We start from the raw sequence: 19730 nt of genomic DNA, 5'->3' as shown, positions 1-19730 counted from the left end.
TCACCCCGAGATCCTGATTCCGACATCGAGGCCCCAGAAGACGATCGTCAAGATCATGTCCGCGACCACCACCAGCACCAGGCTGGCGCGGATCGCCCGTCCCGAGGCCCGGCCGACGCCCTCGGGTCCGCCGGTCGCGTAGAAGCCCTGGTAACCGTGGATCAGGATGATCATCACCACGAACACCGTCGCCTTGATCAGCGACGCGAGCACGTCGCCGGGTTGCAGGAAGGCGTCGAAATAGTGGTAGTAGGTGCCCGAGGACTGACCGTGCAGCACGTTGACCACGACCGCGCAGGACAGATAGCTGAGGATCAGCGTCAGCAGGTAGAGCGGGACGATGGTGATCATGCCCGCGATCACCCTGGTGGTCACCACGAACGGGATCGGCCGGATGCCGATGGCTTCCAGCGCGTCGATCTCTTCCGAGATCCGCATCGCGCCGATCTCGGCGGTCATCCGGCAGCCCGCCTGTGCCGCGAAGCCGATGGCGGCGACCATCGGCGCCATCTCCCTGGTGTTCGCATAGGCCGAGACGAAGCCGGTGAGCGGGCCCATGCCGACCATGTTCAGCGCCGTGAAACCCTCCACGCCGATCGAACCGCCGACCGCGACACCGAGAAAGATCAGCACCGCGACGGTGCCGCCGCCGACGATGAGATTGCCGCTGCCCCAGGTGATGTCGGTCAGGGTGAGCATGGTCTGTCTGCGATAGCTGCGCAGTGTGTGTGGCACCGCGGCGAGCACCTGAGCGATAAAGGTCAGCTGATGCCCGAGCGATTCGAGCAGTGTCATCGGCGGCCGGGTGCCGCGCTCAGCGAGCCGCACGACCCGGCCGAACGGCCGATAGGGGGTGGGAATCTCGGTCATCAACCCACCTTCTGCGGCAGGAACATCGAAACGAGCTGGGTGATCACGAGATTCACGCCGAATGCCGCGATCACCCCGATCACCACGGCGGCGTTCACCGCGTTCGCCACGCCCTTGGGACCGTGCGTCGCCTCCAAACCCCGCTGGCACGCGACGATCAGCACGATCACCCCGAAGACGATCGATTTCGCGATGGCCACGCCGAGATCGGCCATGGTCGCGAAGGCCGCGAACGAGGACAGGTAGCTGCCCGGCGTCACCCCTTGAAAGCCGACGGCCACAACGTAGCCCGTGAACACCCCCATGAAGATCACGAGCAGGCAGAGCAGCGGGGTGAGCACGATCATGGCCGCGAGCCGCGGCGCGACCAGCCGCCGGACCGGGTCGATGCCCATGGTGCGCAACGCGTCCACCTCCTCGCGGATAGTGCGCGCGCCCAGATCCGACGCGATCGCCGAGCCCGCCGCGCCGCCGAGTAGCAGCGCGGTCACCATCGGCGCGCCCTGCCGGATCACGCCGAGCCCGCCCGCCGCACCGGCCACCGAGGTGGCGCCGACCTGCTGGGTGAGACTGCCGACCTGGACCGAGACGATCACGCCGAACGGAATCGCCACCAGCACAGCCGGTATCGCGGTGACGCTGACGATGAACCACCCCTGCTGCAGCGTGTCCCGCCACGGATGTCGCAGCTTGACCACGTCGTTCACCAGGTAGCCGAAGGCCGCGACGGCGAGCTGCAAGGTGCGGCCGAAGGTACGCAGACTGTTGAGGACGAGATCGAAACCCCAGCGCGCCAACGGCTCCGACACCCGGGCGACTTTGTCGACGACCACCGCAACCTCTATTCCGCCGGCTCCACCCCCGACCACGGATAATTTAGCCGACTGATATGTCACTCTGCGGCGGAATCAGCCAATCCGTAAAATTGACTGAGACAGTTATACCTGCCCGGACGGTCCCGCACACCGACCAGACGGTCTGTCGGAAAATGTCCGGCGAAACCCGGGTACCGCCGGTTCCGGACCCCGCGCATCAGACAGCCGACCGGAGATGTCCCAGCCGCAGCCTCGCGCGGCACCGCCTAACCTGAGGGACATGGCGGTCATCGTTCTGGTGCCGGACGACCAAGGCGTCGCGGCACTCTCCGGCATCGACGGCGTGCGGCCGATGCGTTACGAACTCGGCTCCCCGCTGCCCGAGGGCGCGGAGCACGCGGAAGTGCTTGTGCCCGAGTTTCTTTCCCGCCCTGACGCGATGAACCTGGCCGACCTGCCGAAACTTCGCCTGGTCCAGTTGCTGACCGCGGGTGCGGAAGGGTGGATCGGCGCATTGCCCGCGGGGGTCCTGCTGTCCAATGCCCGCGGCGCGCACGGCGGCAGTTCGGCCGAGTGGGCGCTGGCCGCCCTGCTGTATCTCTATCGCGACCTCGGCAGCTTCGCCGACGCCAAACGGGCGCGGCAGTGGACCTACCATCAGACCGAAACCCTCGCAGGCAAGCGGGTACTCGTGGTCGGCGCAGGCGATCTCGCCGCCGAACTGGACCGCAGGCTGGCCGGATTCGACACGGTGGTGACGCTGGTCGGCACCCGGGCCCGCGACGGCGTGCGCGGCATCGAGGAATTGCCCGGCCTACTCGGAAGCCAGGACGTCGTCATCCTCACCGTCCCGGTCACCACGCGCACCCGCGGCATGGTGGACGCGCAGTTCCTCGCCGCCATGGCCGACAACGCCATCCTGGTGAACGTCGCCCGCGGGCCCGTGGTCGACACCGACGCGCTGCTCGCGGAACTGCGGTCGGGCCGCCTGCGCGCCGCCCTCGACGTCACCGATCCCGAGCCGCTGCCGCCCGAACATCCGCTCTGGGATGCTCCGAACCTGGTGCTGACCCCGCATGTCGCGGGCAGCAGCACCGGCAGTTTCGAACGTGCGTGGGCCGTGGTCCGCGCCGAGATCGTGCGCTTCACCGCGGGCACGGAACCGAAGAACCTGGTCCGCGGCGAGTACTGATCGGCCGCGCCGGAACTCCTTGCCCACGAGCATTTTTCCGCTGCTGACCAGAATCACGATCAGTCGTTGACGACACCGCCCACTGCGGCGTACGGTCGCTTTTGACAACTTCTCAAAATATGTCAAGGTGACAAAACTATGAGTGTCGACGAACTGGCGCGCGAGCAGGCGATCCTCGACGCGGCCGCGGAGCTGCTGTGCCGGATCGGCTACAACAAGCTGACGATGGGCGATGTCGCCGAGGCCGTCGCGCTGCACCGCGGGCTGGTGTATCTGCAGTTCAAGTCGAAAGACGAACTCGTCGAGGCCACCGTGCGCCGCGAACTCGGCCGCTACGCGCAGGCCTGGCGGGCACATCTGCTGGCCGACCCGCACGCGGGCAGTGTGGCCAGCGTCTATCGGGCGATGGTGCACACGCTCAGCCGGCTGCCCCTGGCCGCCGCGATAGTCGCGCGCGACCCGGACATTCTCGGAAAGTATCCGGCCAAGCCGGGCAACGTCTTCGAGCGACTGGCGAACACCGGCACCCGCGATTTCCTGCGGGCCATGCAGGAGGCGGGCACCCTTCGTCCCGAGGTCGACGTCCGGACCACCGCCTACATCCTCGACGCGCTGACCCCGGCCATCCGGCGCACACTGCCGATCGGGGACGCCGCACCCGCCGATCCCGAGCAACCGTCGGCCGACCAGCTCCTCGAGACGCTGGCCGACCTGCTCGAACGTGCCCTCACCCCGGACGGCGCCGATCTCGCCCGCGGCAAGACGCTGCTGCTCGACGAACTTGCGCACGCCCACGCCGAGTTCGACGCCACCCCGAACCGCCAGGAAGGAAATCTCTCATGACCACCTCCGGCAGCGATCCGCTCGTCCTCGAGCTGGACGACGCGCGCGCCACGCTGGCCCACGCCGGCGGCAAAGGCGCCTCGCTGGCCCGCCTGGCCGCGGCGAAACTCCCGGTGCCGCCGGGATTTCACGTGACGACGGCCGCGTACCGCCGCTTCGTCGACGCGACCGGGCTGACGGCCCGCATTCTCGATGCGGTGGCCACGGCCGACCCGGATCGTGCGGACACGGTCTCGGCGGCCGCGGCCGAGATCGCCGCGATGTTCGCCGAACAGACTGTGCCCGAGGAGATTTCGCAGGCGGTGCGGTCGGCCTACGCACTGCTCGGCGACCACGTCGCGGTCGCGGTGCGCTCCTCGGCCACCGCCGAGGACCTACCGGAGCTGTCCTTCGCGGGACAGCAGGAGACCTATCTCAACATCCGCGGCGCCGACGAGGTCATGGCGGCGGTGCAACGTTGCTGGGCGTCGCTGTGGACCGCGCGTGCCATCGACTATCGCGCCCGCCAAGGGATCGAGTCGGACGAGGTGGATCTGGCCGTGGTGGTACAGCGACTCGTGCCCGCCGACGCCGCGGGCGTGCTGTTCACCGCGGATCCGGTGACGGGTGCGCGGGACCGGGTGATGATCAATGCCGCGTGGGGTCTCGGCGAGGCGATCGTCAGCGGCAACGTCACGCCGGACACGTTGCTCGTGGCGAAGGCCGACCGCAGCATGCTGCGGCAGGACATCAGCGACAAAGACATGATGACCGTGCGTACCGACACCGGCACCGCCGAGGTCCCGGTGCCCGCCGCGCAGCGGCGTGCCCCGGTCCTGGACGCGGCGAAAGCCGGGGAGCTCACCGAGATCGCGCTGCGGATCGAGCAGCTGTACGGGCAGCCGATGGATATCGAGTGGGCGCTGCACGGCGCGGAGCTGTTCATCGTGCAGGCGCGGCCGATCACCGTACTGCCCGACGCGGCGGCGCGGCAGCAGCCGGCCCAGTGGCGGCTGCCCGATCCCAAGGGCAAGTACATGCGGGCCAGCGTGCTCGAACTGCTGCCGAACCCCTTGTCCCCCTTGTTCGCCACGCTGGGACTGCCCGCCGTGGCACAGGCCACCAAGGACCGGTACCACTCCCTCGGCCTGCCGTACCTCGACAACCCGCTGGTGGTCATCAACGGCTACGGCTACTACGACATCACCTATCCACCGGGCATGCTCGCCCGAATGGCGTTGGCGCAGCCGCGTTTCCTGGCCAGAACCCTTCCCCGGGCGCTGCGCACCGCACCGCAGCGCTGGCGCGCGGCCCACGCCCGGTACGCCGACATCACCGCGGCCGAACGCGCGACGGACCCCGACGCACGGACGGCCACGGATCTGCTCGCCGCGGCGCGCGCGCTCGTCGAGGAGGCCGGCCGCTACTACCTGACGCTGCAGGGCGGCATTCTGCCCGCGACCTATATCAGCGAGGGGCTGTTCACCGCCGCCTACAAGACCATGCGGCGACGCACCGATCCACCGGCGCTGACGTTCCTGCTGGGCTTCGACAGCAAACCGTTGCGCGCCGAGAAGTCGCTCTACGGGCTCGCGCAGTGGGTGGCAACGCAGCCCGGGCTGGCCGAGCGGATCGAAAAGCTCTCCAGCACAGAGATTCTGTGCGAAAGCGCCGCAGGCGATCCGGCGCTGACCGAGTTCACCGATCGTTTCGCCGACCATCTGGCGACCTACGGCGACACGGTATACGACTTCGATTTCGCCGCTCCGCTCCCGGTCGACGATCCGGCGCCGATGCTGCACACGCTCGAATTCTTCGGCAGCCCTGCGGCGCAGGATCCGAGCGCGCGCCAGCGCGACGCGCAGGCGCGGCGCGAGCAGGCCGTGCGCGGCCTCGAAGCACGCCGCTTCGGGCTGCGCCGCCGGCTGACACTGCGCCTGCTCCGCTGGGCGCAGACGATGAGCCCGCTGCGCGAGGACGGCCTCGCCGATGTGGGACTCGGCTGGCCGACGGTGCGCCGGTTGTTGCAGACGATCGGCGCGCGTCTCGTCGCTGCCGAGGCCCTCGACGCCCCGGACGACGTGTTCTGGCTGCGGCTGGACGAATTGACCGCCGCGGCCGCCGCACTGGATGCCGCTCGCGCGCCGCAGGATTCGCGCGCTCTCGTCGCCGAGCGCCGAGCCACCTGGACGGCGCAGCGGACCGTCACGCCGCCGCACGCGCTCCCGGTCGGCGGCGGCACCAAGCTGCTCGGCCTCGATTTCGGCAAGCTGCTGCCCGCCGGCTCGGACGAGACGTCCGACGCGGTGGTCAAGGGCGTGCCCGGCAGTCCGGGGCGGGTCACCGCGCCGGCGCGAATCATCGACGGCCCGAGCGACTTCGGGCGGCTGCGCCCGGGCGACGTCCTGGTCGCCAAGATCACGACACCGGCCTGGACGCCGCTGTTCGCGGTGGCCTCGGCGATCGTCACCGACGTGGGCGGCCCGCTGAGCCACAGCTCGATCGTGGCACGCGAGTACCACATTCCCGCGGTGCTCGGCACCGGCGTCGCGACCGAGCGGCTGACCGACGGCGCACCGGTCACCGTCGACGGGGATGCCGGAACGGTCACCCGGGCCACCGCCTGAGCGAGGAATCCGCATGCATACCAAGACATCCGACGAGATCATCCCGATCCGGCCCGACCCGGGCGACTCGGCTGCCTACGGTCAGGAGACCGTCGTCCCCGAACTGTTCGGGGACAAAGAGGTCGGACTGATCCGCAACGTGACCGCGCCCGCCTTGACCGTGCACCGGCCCGATCCGGCGCGGGCCACCGGGACGGCCGTGATCGTGTGCCCGGGCGGGAGTTTCGTCACCCTGACCCACGGCACCGGCCGTGCGATCGCGAAGGCCATTGCCGCCCAAGGGCATACCGCGTTCGTCCTGCGGTACCGCCTGCTGGCGACGCCGCCGCGGGACGCGGATTTCCTCGAGCACTGGGCAACCCACTATTCGATGGACGACATCAGGGCGCAGTCGTACATCGCGACGGCGGACGGCGGCAGCGCGGTCGGGTTCGTCCGGGCCCGGGCGGCGGACTGGGATCTCGACCCGCAGCGCGTCGGCATCCTCGGTTCCTCGGCGGGCGGTCTGGTAACCATCGGCGCCGCAACGACATACGACGAAGCCCACCGCCCGGACTTCGCGACCGTCCTGTATCCGCCCACCTGGCACGAGTACACCGTCCCCGCCGACGCTCCCCCACTGTTCGTCACGTTCGCTGCCGACGATCCGGACGCGGGCGTCGTCGACGGCAACCTGGGGCTCTATCGTGCCTGGCGCGCCGCGGATCGTCCGGTCGAACTGCACGCCTATGCCGCGGGCGGCCACGGTTTCGCCATGGCCGCGCGCGGCCTGCCCTGCGACTCCTGGCTGGACCGCTGGCACGACTGGCTCGGCTCGCTCCGCCTGCCCTGATCGTCTACGCGGTGGCGTCCGGCCCGATCCACTGGGCGAAGAGGCGATCCGTTGCGCCCGTGGCGATCTGGGCGCCCAGCCAGGCGTTCAACGCGAAGCCCAGGCACGGATCGTCCTTGCGCACCAGCATGATCTTGCCGAACGAGTCGAACGGCTGGTCCGGATGCAGGACCTGCAGGCCGGGATGCTGCCGGACGCGATAGCGGCCCTCCACGGCGTCGGTGACGAAGACGTCCGCCCGGCCCTGTTCGATCTCGTCGAAGATGGTGCGGTTCTCCGGCCAGAGGGTGAGCTGGGCGTCGGGAAAGTTCCTGCGGGCGAATTCCTCGTTGGTACCACCGCGGTTGGCGATCACCCGGACGCCGGGGCGATTGATCTGCTCGATGGTCGCGTACTCGGTCTCGTTGCCGCGCCGGGTGATCGGCGTCTTCCCGTCGGTGCCGTAGGTGATCGAGAAATCGGCGAACGCCCGGCGCGCGGGCGCGTCGGAGATGCCGCCGACGGCGATATCGCAGTGCAGCGCGGCGAAATCCGTCTTCAAGCTCGCCCAGGTCAGCGGGACGAATTCGATCGGACGGCGCATCGCGTCGGCGAAACCGCGGGCCAGATCGATGTCGACGCCACGATAGCCACCCTCGGTGGTCGCGTACGGCGGGTAGTCACCGGGGGTGCACACGCGCAGCTCGGACGCTTGGGCCACGGCCGGAACGGCCGGGGCGACAAGCAAACCCACCGCGAGCACCGCACCGGCGCGAGCCACGAGCCGAAGCAGCCGGCCCCGGTCCGTGGTCCGTGTGCGCCTGCGCATCCGGCTCACTTCTCGTTGCGCGCCTTGGGGAATCGGCTCTGACGAGCCACCCAGCCCGCCATCTGCGCCCAGTGGCTGCGCCGCGGGGTGACGATCGAGGTCAGCTCACGCTCCCATTCGTCGGCCTCGGTGAGACCGTCGACGGTGGCGACGAGTTCCTTCGCGGTGGCCATATCGTCGACGACGCGGTCACCGAGGATGCCGTCGGCACCGACCAGCGTCACGCGCACGCCGATCCGGCCGATCGGCTGCAGGACCGCGGTGGCCGACCCGTCGTGGTCGGCGACGAAACCCTTGACGGACTCCACGAGGGCGCCCGACAACTTCACTGGAGCCGTGGCGGCATGAGCACTCATGCTCCGGAGTTTACCGGCCAGTAGGAAACGGTCCAGCCCTTCGGGTGTAGAACGGATCTCATGCGCGCCATTCAGGTATCCGAGCACGGTGGTCCCGAAGTCCTGCACTACGTCGAGCTGCCCGACCCCAAGATCGACGCGGACCAGCTGCTGGTGGACGTGCAGGCGACCGGCATCAACTTCATCGACACCTACATCCGGACCGGCCGCTACCCCCAGGATGTGCCGTATGTGCCGGGCTCGGAAGCCACCGGCGTGGTCGCCGAGGTCGGCGCGGACGTCACCGAGTTCGCGGTCGGTGATCGAGTGGCATGGGCGAGCGCGCCGGGCAGTTACGCCGAACGCGTCGCGGTGCGCGCGGCCGTCGCGATCAAGGTGCCGGACGGCGTCGAACCGCCGGTTGCCGCGTCGGCGCTGCTGCAAGGCATGACCGCGCACTATCTGCTCGAATCCATCTACACCCCGGAACCCGGTGAGACGGTGCTGATCCACGCGGGCGCGGGTGGCGTCGGGCTGATCCTGACCCAACTCGCGGTGGCCCGTGGCGCGCGCGTCATCACGACGGTGTCCTCGGATGCCAAAGAGAAGCTTTCCCGCGAGGCGGGCGCCACCGAGGTGCTGCGCTACGGTGACGATCTCGCGGACGAGGTCCGCACGCTGACCGACGGCGTCGGCGTGGCCGCGGTCTACGACGGTGTCGGCGCGTCCACTTTCGAGGCCAGTCTGCGCTCGCTGCGCGTGCGCGGCATGCTCGCCCTGTTCGGCGCGGCCAGCGGCCCGGTGCCCCCATTCGACCTGCAGCGTCTCAACGGCGCGGGCTCGCTCTTCGTCACCCGCCCCAGCCTCGCGTTCTACACCCGCGACCGCGCCGAACTGCTCTGGCGCGCCACCGATATCTTCACCGCGATCGCCGAAGGCAGCCTGCAGATCCGGATCGGCGCCACCTACCCGCTCGCCGAGGCCGAACAGGCGCATCGCGATCTGGAATCGCGCAAGACCACCGGATCGATCGTCCTGCTCCCCTGACCGGGATCAGTAGTCGCGGCCGGTGAGGCCGCGATAGATGAAGCGGGTCAACCCGTCGACCGCCTGCCGGTCGGTGAGTTCGACGGTGCCCTCTTCCACCGCCTGGAGCAGGCCCGTGGTGAGCAGGAACATCATGGCCAGGCTGGCGTCCGGGGTGCTCGGCAGGGTCGGCCCGCCCGGCCCGAAGCCGTCCAGGTGGTCGGCGATGTCGCGGCGCTGCTGGATCGCGAATTGCCCTGCCTGCCTGGCGAATTCCTCGTTGACCAGGGCTGCCTGCTGCATCGAGCGGAAGACCGCCCAGTGCTGCCTGGCCGCGGCCCAGTACTGCTCCACGTGGAAATGGATCGCCGCCGGATCGGTGAAGTCCGGATTGTGGTCCGGGCCTTCCGCCGTCACGTCGCCTTGCGTCGCCACATCGTTCAACAGCGCCTGGAGTAGCTCCTCCTTGCCCGCGAAGTGGTTGTAGAACGAGCCGGCCGCGCGATTGGCGGCCGTCGTGATGTCGGCGATCTTGGTGTTCAGGTAGCCGCGCTCGGCGAACAGCCGCAATGCCGCGGCCTTCAGCGCGTGCTCGGTTTCGGCCGACTTCTCTTTGCGACTCATCGACACCCGCACCCACCTCCTCTTGACAGGCAACCTACCAACTCCAATACTGAATTCGCATTCATTGAATCTCAATTCACTTTTGGAGGAAGCGTGCCCGAACAGGTGCTCATCGCGGGCGGCGGCCCGACCGGACTCACCCTCGCCATCGATGTGGCCCGGCGCGACATCCCGGTACGGATTGTCGACCAGGCCACCGAGTTCTTCGCCGGTTCGCGCGGCGACGGCATCCAGCCGCGCACGCTCGAGGTGTTCGACGACCTCGGCGTGCTCGACGCGGTGCTCGCAGCAGGACGGTCGGTGCCGACCATGCGGGTCCATCTCGGCGGCGCGTTCGTCGGCGAGCGGATCATGCGCGAACCGGTCGATCCGACGCCGGCCGTCCCCTACCCCAACGCCTGGATGCTCGGTCAGTCCAGGACCGAGGCGATCCTGCGCGATCGGCTCGCGGAATTGGGCGTACAGGTCGAACTCGGCACCGCGCTGGCCGCTTTCGCGCAGGACGCGACCGGTGTCACCGCGACCCTGCGCCGCGACGGCGTCGAGGAGACCGTGCGCGCGGCCTACCTGGTCGGCGCCGACGGCGGTCGCAGCACGGTGCGCAAGACGCTCGGCGTCGCGTTCGAGGGCTCGACCGACGAGTCGATCCGGATGCTGCTGGGCGACGTCCGCGCCGACGCGCTCGACCATGAATTCGGCTACTTGTTCGCGGCGGCCGATCGGCCGATGGCCGGAATCGCACTGTCCCCCTTGCCCGGTGGACGGCAATTCCAGTTCGCCGCCCCGCTGGACGACGACGCCGAACCGACCCTGGAGGTGCTGCAGGAGTACCTCGACCGATACTCCGGACGCACCGACGTCACGCTGACCGACCTCACCTGGGTCACCGTGTGGCGGCCGAATGTCCGGTTGGCCGAACGATTCCGGGACGGCCGAGTGTTGCTGGCCGGTGACGCGGCACACGTGCACCCGCCGACCGGCGGGCAAGGATTGAACACCGGTGTCCAGGACGCGTACAACCTCGGGTGGAAGCTCGCCGCCGCGCTGCGCGGGGACGAATCACTTCTGGACAGCTACGAATCCGAACGCCGCACGGTCGCGGCGCGGGTGCTCGGCGTCAGCTCCGCACTGCTCGACAAGCTGAAGGACGGCGACGAGGACGCGATGGAACGCGGCCCGGAGACACAGCAATTGGATATCAGCTACCGCGATCCGGCCGCGCACGGGGCGCTCGTCCCCGGCGATCGCGCGCCCGATGCGCCGCTGAAAGACCCGGCGGGCACGCCGATTCGCCTGTTCGACCTGTTCCGCGGTCCGCACGCAACCGTGCTGTGCTTCGGCGAAACCGGTGCGCTGCCTGCGATTCCGGACGCCGAGGTGTATGCGGTGGTCCGGCCAGGGACCGTGGCGCAGGGCCGGCACGTCATCGATGTCGAGGGCCACGCATACGCCGCGTATCACGCGCTCGACGGGACCCGGATCACGGTCCGGCCGGACGGCTACCTCTGTCGCCGCGCCTGAATCGGGCTCAGCCGAAGAAGCTGCCGACCGTATCCCAGCCGAGCACCGAATCGACCGCGAGACCGCAGAACACCACGGCCAGATAGTTGTTCGACTGCAGGAACAGCCGCAGCGGCTTCACCGACTCGCCGCGCCGCACGCCCGCGTACAGCTGATGCGCCATGAGCAGGAACCACGCGCCGGCCACCAGCGCGACGGCGGCGTAGACCACGCCGGTGGCGGGCACCAGGGCCAACGTGGTGAGCACGGTGAGCCAGGTGTAGATGACGATCTGCTTGGTCACCGCCTGCTCGGTGGCCACGACCGGCAACATCGGCACGCCCGCCGCGCGGTAGTCCTCCTTGTAGCGCATGGCCAGCGCCCAGGTGTGCGGTGGCGTCCAGAAGAAGATGACACCGAACAACGCGATCGCGGGCCAGCCGATGCCGCCCGTCGCCGCGGACCAGCCGACCAGGGCGGGCATGCAGCCGGCCGCGCCGCCCCACACCACGTTCTGCGAGGTGCGCCGCTTCAGGCCGAGGGTGTAGACGAAGACGTAGAACAGGATCGTCGCGACCACGAGCGCGCCGCTGAGCAGGTTCGCCTGCCACCACAGCCAGGCGAACGAGGCCAGGCCGAGCACGACGCCGAACACGAAGGCGTGCGAGGTGGGCACCGCCTCCCGGGCCAGCGGGCGCTTCGCGGTGCGCTTCATCACCTTGTCGATATCGGCGTCGGCGACGCAGTTCAGCGTGTTCGCGCTCGCCGCGCCCATCCAGCCGCCGAACAGGGTGACCAGGATGAGCCGGATGTCGATGGTGCCGCGGTCGGCCAGCAGCATCGTCGGGATCGTCGCGACGAGCAGCAATTCGATGACGCGCGGCTTGGTGAGCGCGATGTAGGCGAGCACTCGTCGCAGCACTCGGGACGGCAGGCCCGGTCCGGTGAACCGTTCGGTCAGCACCGTCGGAGCGGAGCCGTGCGCGCCATTGCCACCCGGCTGTTGCCCAATCCGCACTGTTTCTCCTCGCACGCTGTGCATCGCCTCCGGCATGGACCAAGCAGCGCGCGCGTTCCCGCTCTGCTGGATGCGCGAGACCTGGACATACGTCCGCCTCGGCGCCCCTACAGCCGATGCGGCGCGGCTACTACTACAGAGGATGGTAGACCCCCACCGACCCCACCCGATCCAGAGCCCCAAGCAACCAGACCCGAATTGTGGTCCACCACACCATCGCTTGCGACCACCCCCGTGCGACAAACCACCCCTCCACCCGCATACACCTCCACGCAACCAACTCCCCCGACGCACCCACCACGGAGCGAGTCCTACGAGCGACCGTTCGCGGCCGCGCGGCAAATAAACACAGGGTTACCCTCATGCCGGTCATAGGGCACATCTAGGGTGGTTGGGGTACACACCCGGTATGCACACCGTCGCTGCCGCGCGTTCATCGCCGCCAGCAAGCCGCCGTCGACGAAACCAATGTCAGGAGAACCTCGGTCGTGTCAGTCACAGACGACATCCGCGCCCTCACTCAGCCGAACCATCCGGACGACTGGACGGATCTGGACACCAAGGCCGTCGACACTGTCCGAGTGCTTGCCGCCGACGCGGTGCAGAACGCCGGGAACGGGCATCCCGGTACCGCGATGAGCTTGGCGCCGTTGGCGTATTCGCTGTATCAGCGCACCATGCGGATCGATCCGAGTGATCCGTCGTGGGTGGGCCGGGACCGTTTCGTGCTGTCCTGCGGACATTCCAGCATCACCCAGTACATCCAGCTCTACCTGGCCGGTTTCGGTCTGGAACTCGATGATCTGAAGAACCTGCGCAAGTGGGGTTCGCTCACGCCGGGTCACCCGGAGTTCCGGCACACCGACGGCGTCGAGATCACCACCGGCCCGCTGGGCCAGGGTCTGGCTTCCGCGGTCGGTATGGCGATGGCCGCGCGCCGCGAGCGCGGGTTGTTCGATCCGAGCGCCGCGCCGGGTACCAGCCCGTTCGATCACTTCATCTATGTCGTCGCGTCCGACGGCGACATGGAGGAGGGTGTCACCTCCGAGGCGTCGTCGCTGGCGGGCACTCAGCAGCTCGGCAATCTCGTGCTGATCTACGACGACAACAAGATCTCCATCGAGGACGACACCACCATCGCGTTCACCGAGGATGTCGCCAAGCGCTACGAAGCGTACGGCTGGCACGTGCAGGTGGTCGAGGGCGGTGAGGACGTCGTCGCCATCGAGGGCGCACTGGCGGCCGCGAAGGCCGAACTCGATCGCCCGTCGATCATCGTCCTGCGCACCATCATCGGCTACCCGGCCCCGAACAAGATGAACACCGGTGCCGCACACGGCGCCGCGCTGGGCGCCGACGAGGTCGCCGCCACCAAGAAGGTGCTCGGTTTCGATCCGGAGCAGACCTTCGAGGTCGCGCCCGAGGTCATCGCGCACACCCGCAAGGCGGTCGAGCGCGGCCAGGCGGCGCACGCGCAGTGGCAGCAGCAGTTCGACCGGTGGGCGCAGGCCAACCCGGCCGGCAAGGAGCTGTTCGACCGGCTCGCCAAGCGCGACCTGCCCGCCGGCTGGGCCGCGAATCTGCCGACGTACGAGGCGGATCCGAAGGGTATGGCCACCCGTAAGGCGTCCGGCAAGGTGCTCGCCGCGCTCGCCCCGGTGCTGCCGGAGCTGTGGGGCGGCTCGGCCGACCTGGCCGAGTCCAACAACACCACGATGCCCGACACCCCGAGCTTCGGCCCGGAGTCGATCTCGACCGGTATGTGGAAGGCCGATCCGTACGGCCGCACACTGCACTTCGGCGTGCGCGAGCACGCGATGGGCGCGATCCTGAACGGCATCGCGCTGCACGGCCCGACCCGGCCGTACGGCGGCACCTTCCTGGTGTTCAGCGACTACATGCGCCCCGCGGTCCGGCTGGCCGCGCTGATGCGCGTGCCCGCCATCTACGTGTGGACGCACGATTCGATCGGCCTCGGCGAGGACGGTCCGACGCATCAGCCGATCGAGCACCTCGCCGCGCTGCGCGCGATCCCCGGCCTGAACGTGGTGCGCCCCGGTGACGCGAACGAGACCACCTACGCGTGGCGCACCATTCTCGAGCGGGACAGCAGCGAGCACACCTCGCACTTCTCCGTCTCCGAGCCGGCGCACCAGGACGGCCCGTCGGCGCTCGCGCTGACCCGCCAGGACCTGCCGATCCAGGAGGGCACCAGCTTCGAGGGCGTGGCCAAGGGCGGCTATGTGCTCGCCGAGGCGTCCACCGGCACGCCGCAGGTGATCCTGATCGCCACCGGTTCGGAGCTGCAGCTCGCCGTCGCGGCCCGCACTACGCTGGAGGAGCAGGGCATCGGCACCCGCGTGGTCTCGATGCCGTGTGTGGAGTGGTTCGACGCGCAGGACAAGGCGTACCGGGACGAGGTGCTCCCGCCGTCGGTGGGTGCGCGTGTCGCGGTCGAGGCCGGTATCGCGATGCCGTGGCACCGGTTCGTCGGTGACGCGGGCGAGATCGTCTCGATCGAGCACTTCGGTGCGTCCGCCGATTTCAAGACCCTGTTCCGCGAGTTCGGGATCACCGCCGAAAACGTCGTTGCCGCCGCGCAGCGCACACTCGAGAACGTGAAGGGATAAGCGCTCATGGCACAGAACGAGAATCTCGCCGCCCTCTCCGCGGCAGGCGTGTCCGTATGGCTCGACGACCTGTCCAGGGACCGGATCCAGTCCGGCAATCTCGCCGAGCTGATCGCCACCCGCAGCGTGGTCGGCGTGACCACCAACCCGACCATCTTCCAGGGCGCGCTGAGCCAGGGGCACGCCTACGACGGACAGCTGAAAGAGCTTGCCGCCCAAGGCGCCGACGCCGACGCCGCGATCCGCATCATCACCACCGACGACGTGCGCTCGGCCTGTGACGTGTTCACCGAGGTGTTCGAGGCGTCCAACGGTGTGGACGGCCGGGTCTCCATCGAGGTCGATCCCCGCTTCGCGTTCGACGCGGACAAGACCGTCGCGCAGGCCATCGACCTGTGGAAGACCGTCGACCGGCCGAACCTGTTCATCAAGATCCCGGCCACCGAGGCGGGCCTGCCCGCGATCAGCAAGGTGATCGCGGAAGGCATCAGCGTGAACGTCACGCTGATCTTCTCGGTCGCGCGCTACCGCGCGGTGATGGGCGCCTACCTCGACGGTCTGCGCAGCGCCAAGATCGCGGGCCACGATCTCGGCAAGATCCATTCGGTGGCTTCGTTCTTCGTGTCCCGGGTGGACACCGAGATCGACAAGCGGCTCGAGGCGATCGGCACCGAGGAGGCGCTGGCCCTGCGCGGGCAGGCCGGTATCGCCAACGCCCGCTTGGCCTATGCCGAATACCAGGACGTGTTCGACGGCGGCAAGCACACCTCGACCTACAACCACCTGGGCGCGGCCGGCGCCAACCGCCAGCGGCCGCTGTGGGCCTCGACCGGCGTGAAGAACCCGGAGTACTCCGACGTCATGTACGTCACCGAGCTGGTGGGCAAGAACACGGTGAACACCCTGCCGGAGAAGACGCTCGAGGCCGTCGCCGATCACGGCGAGGTCCGGGGCGACACGGTCAGCGGCACCGCGGCGCAGGCCCAGGAGGTCTTCGACAAGCTGTCCGCGGCCGGGATCGACCTCGACGACGTGTTCCAGGTGCTCGAGACCGAAGGCGTGGACAAGTTCGAGAAGTCGTGGGGCGAACTGCTTTCCGCCACGACCGAAGAGCTCACCGCGGCCGGGAACAACTGACCCGATGGCCGGCCCGAAAACTCAGACCTGGCAGAACCCGCTGCGCGACGAGCGGGACAAGCGGGTGCCGCGCATCGCGGGCCCGTGCAGCATGGTGATCTTCGGTGTCACCGGTGACCTGTCCCGGAAAAAGTTGATGCCGGCCATCTACGACCTCGCGAACCGGGGGCTGCTGCCCCCGGGTTTCGCGCTGGTCGGCTTCGCCCGGCGCGACTACGCGGACGAGGACTTCGCCGAGGTCGTGCTCGACGCGGTGAAGGCGCACGCGCGCACGCCGTTCCGGCAGGAGGTCTGGGATCACCTGGCCGAGGGCATCCGCTTCGTGCAGGGCTCCTTCGACGACGACAGCGCGTTCGCCACGCTGTCCGACACCTTGGCCAAGCTGGACAAGGATCGCGGCACCGGCGGGAATCACGCCTTCTACCTGTCGATTCCGCCGAACATGTTCCCCGTCGTGCTCGACCAGCTCTCCGAACACGGTCTCGCACAACCGACCACGACCGACGCGGCGGGCCGCAAGCCGTGGCGGCGTGTGGTGATCGAGAAGCCGTTCGGGCACGACCTGGAGAGCGCCCAGGAGCTCAACGCGCTGGTCAACCGGGTGTTCCCGGAGGAGACGGTGTTCCGCATCGACCACTATCTCGGCAAAGAGACGGTGCAGAACATCCTGGCGCTGCGCTTCGCCAACCAGCTCTACGATCCGATCTGGAACGCCAACTACGTCGACCATGTGCAGATCACCATGGCCGAGGACATCGGATTGGGCGGGCGCGCAGGCTATTACGACGGCATCGGCGCCGCCCGCGACGTGATCCAGAACCATCTGCTGCAATTGCTCGCGCTCACCGCGATGGAAGAGCCGATCAGCTTCCAGCCCAAGCAGTTACAGGCCGAGAAGATCAAGGTGCTCTCCGCCACCAAACTCGTCGAGCCGCTCGACGAGACGACGGCGCGTGGACAGTACGCCGAAGGCTGGCAGGGCGGCGAGCACGTGGTGGGCCTGCTCGATGAGGAGGGTTTCGACCCGCAATCGCGCACCGAGACCTACGCCGCGATCACCCTGGAGGTCGACACGCGGCGCTGGGCGGGCGTGCCGTTCTATCTGCGCACCGGAAAACGCTTGGGCCGCAGGGTCACCGAGATCGCGGTGATGTTCAAGCGCGCGCCGCACCTGCCCTTCGACCAGACCATGACCGAGGATCTCGGGCAGAACGCCCTGGTCATCCGGGTGCAGCCGGACGAGGGCATCACCACCCGGTTCGGCTCGAAGGTGCCGGGGTCGAGCATGGAGGTGCGCGACGTCAACATGGACTTCAGCTACGGCGAGGCGTTCACCGAATCCTCCCCCGAGGCCTACGAGCGCCTGATCCTCGACGTGCTGCTCGGGGTGCCGTCGCTGTTCCCGGTGAACGCGGAGGTCGAATTGTCCTGGAGCATCCTGGATCCGGTGCTCGAGCACTGGTCCACCGAAGGCAAGCCCGAACCCTACGAGGCGGGCACCTGGGGTCCGGCCTCGGCCGACGAGATGCTCGCCCGCACCGGGCGGGAATGGCGGCGGCCATGATCATCGATATGCCGGACACCACCACCGGCGAGGTCACCAAGCGGATCGTGCAGCTGCGCGAGAGCAACGGCGTGATCACCATGATGCGGGTGCTCACCCTGGTGGTGTGCACGCTGGACAGTTCCGAGGCCGAGGACGCGATCGACGCCGCCAACGACGCCAGCCGCGAACACCCTTGCCGGGTGGTCGTGCTCGCGCGCGGCGACCGGGAGGCCGAGACCCGGCTGGACGCTCAGATCCGGGTCGGCGGCGACGCGGGCGCGGCCGAGGTGATCGTGCTGCGGTTGCAGGGCGAGCTGATCAATCACGAGAGCAGCGTCGTCATCCCGTTCCTGCTGCCGGACACCCCCGTGGTGGCCTGGTGGCCGCGCGGAGCCCCGGAGTTCCCGTCCAAGGATTCGGTGGGGCGCTTGGCGACCCGGCGCATCACCGACGCCACCTTCGCGGCCGATCCGCAGGCGACGATCAAGAAGCGGCTCGAGTCCTACTCCACCGGCGATACCGATCTGGCATGGAGCCGGATCACCTACTGGCGCGCGCTGCTCGCCGCCGCGCTGGACGAACCGCCGTACGAGCCGGTCGAATCGGTGCTCGTCTCCGGGCTGCGCAACGAACCGGCGCTGGACATCCTCGCGGGCTGGCTCGCCATCCGCCTGGACTGCCCGGTGCGCCGCCGCTCCGGCGCGCTCAAGGTCGAGATCCACCGGCCGTCGGTGTCCGTCGCGATCGAACGCCCGCAGACCGGGCGCACCGCGACGCTGACCCGCACCGGCGACCCTGACCAGCGAATTGCCTTGGCCCGCCGGGAAACTCGGGACTGCCTCGCGGAGGAGCTGCGTAGACTCGACGCCGATGAGATCTATGCAGAAGCTCTCGCCGGAATCGAGAAGGTGACCTATGAGTGAAACCGGAACGCAGGACAACGACACCTCCGCCAGCGACACCGTCGAGGTCCACGTGGACACCGACTCGCTGGTCGCCGCCGCGGCCGCCAAATTCGTCGACGTCGTGGTCGCGGCCCAGGCCGCCCGCGGCTCCGCCTCCGTGGTGCTGACCGGTGGTGGCACCGGCATCGGCCTGCTCGAGGTGGTACGCAAAGCCCCCGGCGCCATCGACTGGTCCCAGCTCGACGTGTTCTGGGGCGACGAACGATTCGTGCCCGCCGCCGACGGTGAACGCAACGACCTGCAAGCCCGCCAGGCCCTGCTCGACCATGTCCCGGTCGATCCGGCCCGCGTGCATCCGGTCGCGGCCTCCGACGGCGAATATCCCGACCCGATCGAGGCCGCCGCCGAATACTCCGCCGCGGTCCACGCCTACCTCGCCGAACACGGCGCCTTCGACCTGCACCTGCTCGGCATGGGCGGCGAGGGGCACGTCAACTCCCTGTTCCCCGACACCGACGCGGTCCGCGAAGACCACGAACTCGTTGTCGCCGTGACGAATTCGCCCAAGCCGCCGCCGGTCCGGGTCACCCTCACGGTCCCCGCGATCCGCCGCACCCGCCACGTCGTCCTGGTCGTCGGCGGTGCCGCCAAGGCCGAGGCCGTCGCCGCCGCCATCGCCGGCGCCGACCCCGTCGACATTCCCGCCGCAGGTGCTGTCGGCCTCGAATCCACCACCTGGCTGCTCGACCAGCCCGCCGCCTCCGCCCTCCAGCTCCCCGACTGAGGAATCGCACCCCGCCGTCCCCGGACGGCGGGGTCGCCTGCTCGACGGCGACAGCGCGCGTTTTTCGGCGCCGCGCACATTCCGGCGCCCCGCACGTTTCAGCGCCGCGCGCGCGTCAGTCGAAGGACACGCGCGCGGCGCACCAAATTGCGCGCGGGACAACGAACGCGGTGCGCCTACGGCGCTGGCCGGGGTCGAGCGTGCTCTCCCCCGGAGTCTGGCTGCATATCCGGCGTTACGGTGTAGCGGCAGGAAAAAG

The 19730-nt window shown here is 69.0% G+C and carries 17 protein-coding genes; 11 read left to right on the top strand and 6 right to left on the bottom strand.

What is annotated here, in order from left to right; translation table 11 throughout:
- Both TY25_RS21985 and TY25_RS21980 read right to left on the bottom strand, forming a co-directional pair.
- Positions 1–795, bottom strand: a complete 795-nt coding sequence (locus TY25_RS21985; RefSeq protein ID WP_226887551.1) for an MlaE family ABC transporter permease — start codon at positions 793–795, stop codon at positions 1–3.
- A 74-nt stretch (positions 796–869) separates the two neighbouring features.
- Positions 870–1703 (bottom strand): MlaE family ABC transporter permease, encoded by an 834-nt coding sequence (locus TY25_RS21980; RefSeq protein ID WP_063602746.1) that lies wholly within the window; start codon positions 1701–1703, stop codon positions 870–872.
- A gap of 262 nt (positions 1704–1965) precedes the next feature.
- Between TY25_RS21980 and TY25_RS21975 the strand changes: the two genes are divergently transcribed.
- The 4 genes from TY25_RS21975 (at position 1966) to TY25_RS21960 (ending at position 7158) form a co-directional block, all read left to right on the top strand.
- On the top strand, positions 1966–2877 hold the full coding sequence (locus TY25_RS21975) for a 2-hydroxyacid dehydrogenase (RefSeq protein ID WP_042258895.1): 912 nt from the start codon (positions 1966–1968) through the stop codon (positions 2875–2877).
- Positions 2878–3015: 138 nt separating this feature from the next.
- Positions 3016–3720: a TetR/AcrR family transcriptional regulator gene (locus TY25_RS21970; RefSeq protein ID WP_042258893.1), complete on the top strand. Its 705-nt coding sequence runs from the start codon at positions 3016–3018 to the stop codon at positions 3718–3720.
- Positions 3717–6326 carry a PEP/pyruvate-binding domain-containing protein gene (locus tag TY25_RS21965; RefSeq protein ID WP_042258892.1) on the top strand — a complete coding sequence of 870 codons (2610 nt, stop codon included), beginning with the start codon at positions 3717–3719 and terminating at the stop codon, positions 6324–6326. Before TY25_RS21970 ends, TY25_RS21965 begins: the two co-directional genes overlap by 4 nt.
- A 13-nt stretch (positions 6327–6339) precedes the next feature.
- Positions 6340–7158, top strand: coding sequence for an alpha/beta hydrolase (locus TY25_RS21960; protein ID WP_052383111.1), 819 nt, complete (start codon positions 6340–6342; stop codon positions 7156–7158).
- A 4-nt stretch (positions 7159–7162) separates the two neighbouring features.
- Here TY25_RS21960 and TY25_RS21955 read toward each other — a convergent pair whose 3' ends face one another.
- Positions 7163–7891 carry a transporter substrate-binding domain-containing protein gene (locus TY25_RS21955; RefSeq protein ID WP_162184217.1) on the bottom strand — a complete coding sequence of 243 codons (729 nt, stop codon included), beginning with the start codon at positions 7889–7891 and terminating at the stop codon, positions 7163–7165.
- Between the two features lie 80 nt (positions 7892–7971).
- Positions 7972–8322 (bottom strand): hypothetical protein, encoded by a 351-nt coding sequence (locus tag TY25_RS21950; RefSeq protein WP_042258891.1) that lies wholly within the window; start codon positions 8320–8322, stop codon positions 7972–7974.
- Positions 8323–8382: 60 nt separating this feature from the next.
- On the opposite strand from TY25_RS21950, the gene TY25_RS21945 reads away from it, so the two are divergent.
- Positions 8383–9348: a quinone oxidoreductase family protein gene (locus TY25_RS21945; RefSeq protein ID WP_042258889.1), complete on the top strand. Its 966-nt coding sequence runs from the start codon at positions 8383–8385 to the stop codon at positions 9346–9348.
- Between the two features lie 6 nt (positions 9349–9354).
- Here the strand turns inward: TY25_RS21945 and TY25_RS21940 are convergent, their stop codons facing one another.
- Complete coding sequence (locus TY25_RS21940) at positions 9355–9951, bottom strand: TetR/AcrR family transcriptional regulator (RefSeq protein ID WP_042258969.1); 597 nt, start codon at positions 9949–9951, stop codon at positions 9355–9357.
- Positions 9952–10044: 93 nt separating this feature from the next.
- Between TY25_RS21940 and TY25_RS21935 the strand changes: the two genes are divergently transcribed.
- On the top strand, positions 10045–11472 hold the full coding sequence (locus TY25_RS21935; RefSeq protein WP_042258887.1) for an FAD-dependent monooxygenase: 1428 nt from the start codon (positions 10045–10047) through the stop codon (positions 11470–11472).
- 7 nt (positions 11473–11479) lie between these two features.
- Here the strand turns inward: TY25_RS21935 and TY25_RS21930 are convergent, their stop codons facing one another.
- Positions 11480–12469, bottom strand: coding sequence for a heme o synthase (locus TY25_RS21930; protein WP_042258886.1), 990 nt, complete (start codon positions 12467–12469; stop codon positions 11480–11482).
- A 488-nt stretch (positions 12470–12957) separates the two neighbouring features.
- Between TY25_RS21930 and tkt the strand changes: the two genes are divergently transcribed.
- The 5 genes from tkt to pgl are packed head-to-tail and all read left to right on the top strand — an operon-like array spanning position 12958 to position 19471.
- Positions 12958–15099 (top strand): transketolase, encoded by a 2142-nt coding sequence (tkt, locus tag TY25_RS21925; protein ID WP_042258885.1) that lies wholly within the window; start codon positions 12958–12960, stop codon positions 15097–15099.
- Between the two features lie 6 nt (positions 15100–15105).
- Positions 15106–16236 (top strand): transaldolase, encoded by a 1131-nt coding sequence (gene tal / locus TY25_RS21920; protein ID WP_014986388.1) that lies wholly within the window; start codon positions 15106–15108, stop codon positions 16234–16236.
- 4 nt (positions 16237–16240) lie between these two features.
- Positions 16241–17800 (top strand): glucose-6-phosphate dehydrogenase, encoded by a 1560-nt coding sequence (gene zwf / locus TY25_RS21915; RefSeq protein ID WP_042258884.1) that lies wholly within the window; start codon positions 16241–16243, stop codon positions 17798–17800.
- Complete coding sequence (gene opcA / locus TY25_RS21910; protein WP_014986390.1) at positions 17797–18705, top strand: glucose-6-phosphate dehydrogenase assembly protein OpcA; 909 nt, start codon at positions 17797–17799, stop codon at positions 18703–18705. Before zwf ends, opcA begins: the two co-directional genes overlap by 4 nt.
- Positions 18698–19471: a 6-phosphogluconolactonase gene (gene pgl, locus TY25_RS21905; RefSeq protein WP_014986391.1), complete on the top strand. Its 774-nt coding sequence runs from the start codon at positions 18698–18700 to the stop codon at positions 19469–19471. The genes opcA and pgl overlap by 8 nt, the downstream gene beginning before the upstream one ends.
- Positions 19472–19730 lie beyond the last annotated feature (259 nt).

It is taken from the genome of Nocardia brasiliensis NBRC 14402 (genome assembly GCF_000308475.2).
Taxonomy (GTDB): domain Bacteria; phylum Actinomycetota; class Actinomycetes; order Mycobacteriales; family Mycobacteriaceae; genus Nocardia; species Nocardia brasiliensis.
The sequence above is the reverse complement of the archived record's forward strand: the minus strand, read 5'-3'. Positions and strand labels throughout refer to the sequence as shown.

Excerpts from the sequence above, each read along its gene's own strand:
- TY25_RS21985 (WP_226887551.1), bottom strand. The coding sequence starts at position 795 with ATGACACTGCTCGAATCGCTCGGGCATCAGCTGACCTTTATCGCTCAG.
- TY25_RS21975 (WP_042258895.1), top strand. The coding sequence starts at position 1,966 with ATGGCGGTCATCGTTCTGGTGCCGGACGACCAAGGCGTCGCGGCACTC.
- TY25_RS21970 (WP_042258893.1), top strand. The coding sequence starts at position 3,016 with ATGAGTGTCGACGAACTGGCGCGCGAGCAGGCGATCCTCGACGCGGCC.
- TY25_RS21965 (WP_042258892.1), top strand. The coding sequence starts at position 3,717 with ATGACCACCTCCGGCAGCGATCCGCTCGTCCTCGAGCTGGACGACGCG.
- TY25_RS21960 (WP_052383111.1), top strand. The coding sequence starts at position 6,340 with ATGCATACCAAGACATCCGACGAGATCATCCCGATCCGGCCCGACCCG.
- TY25_RS21950 (WP_042258891.1), bottom strand. The coding sequence starts at position 8,322 with ATGAGTGCTCATGCCGCCACGGCTCCAGTGAAGTTGTCGGGCGCCCTC.
- TY25_RS21945 (WP_042258889.1), top strand. The coding sequence starts at position 8,383 with ATGCGCGCCATTCAGGTATCCGAGCACGGTGGTCCCGAAGTCCTGCAC.
- TY25_RS21940 (WP_042258969.1), bottom strand. The coding sequence starts at position 9,951 with ATGAGTCGCAAAGAGAAGTCGGCCGAAACCGAGCACGCGCTGAAGGCC.
- tal (WP_014986388.1), top strand. The coding sequence starts at position 15,106 with ATGGCACAGAACGAGAATCTCGCCGCCCTCTCCGCGGCAGGCGTGTCC.
- zwf (WP_042258884.1), top strand. The coding sequence starts at position 16,241 with ATGGCCGGCCCGAAAACTCAGACCTGGCAGAACCCGCTGCGCGACGAG.
- opcA (WP_014986390.1), top strand. The coding sequence starts at position 17,797 with ATGATCATCGATATGCCGGACACCACCACCGGCGAGGTCACCAAGCGG.
- pgl (WP_014986391.1), top strand. The coding sequence starts at position 18,698 with ATGAGTGAAACCGGAACGCAGGACAACGACACCTCCGCCAGCGACACC.